The sequence below is a fragment of the Anaerobacillus sp. MEB173 genome (assembly GCF_052119505.1).
Lineage (GTDB): Bacteria > Bacillota > Bacilli > Bacillales > JBJMAU01 > JBJMAU01.
Genome location: NZ_JBJMAU010000061.1, coordinates 1 through 624 on the forward strand (window position 1 = coordinate 1; position 624 = coordinate 624).

The 624-nt window shown below is 38.3% G+C and carries 1 protein-coding gene; it reads right to left on the reverse strand.

Translation table 11 applies throughout. From position 1 onward, the window contains the following. Window positions 1–543, reverse strand: a 543-nt coding sequence (locus ACJ2A9_RS23730) for a dihydrodipicolinate synthase family protein (protein ID WP_441424118.1), incomplete at its 3' end; no start/stop codon positions are given. Window positions 544–624 lie beyond the last annotated feature (81 nt).

Here is a 624-nt window from a genome sequence, read left to right on the forward strand (position 1 = left end):
TACTTCGTATTGTGCCATATCTCTTTGGCCGATTTTAAACGAGACAACGTTTGGAATTTTAGCCATTTCTAATAATTGATCCGTTGTGTAAGAAGATTTTGTCCAAGTTGGGTATTGATGGACAACAATCCCAATGTTAATTGCTTCAGCTACATCTTTAAAAAACTGAACTGTTGATTCTGGCTGCATACCAAATCTTAACCATGAGTGTGGCGGCATTAACAGAATTCCTTCTCCTCCTGCCTTTTCAACTGCTTGAGCATGTTGGATCGCTTCAATTGTTCCCTCAGCTGATACTCCTGAAATAACAGGAATTCGACCTTGCAGTTCATCCGCAGCGATTCGTACTGCTTCTGCACGATCTTCAGGAAGTAATGTCATAATTTCTCCTGTATGTCCGTTTACAACGATACCATTAACTCCTTCGTGGCTTGCAACCCAGCGAACTAATTTACGAAACTCCGGCTCATCGATAGAATAGTCATCTTTAAAAGGGATAAGTACTGCAGGAAATACTCCACTCCATTTTTCTTTATTTTTCATCATTTATTCCTCCTAGATTTTTTATTTATTGTAGTAAACGTTTACGTTGACGCAGTGATAATAGATAATTATGCTTTTACA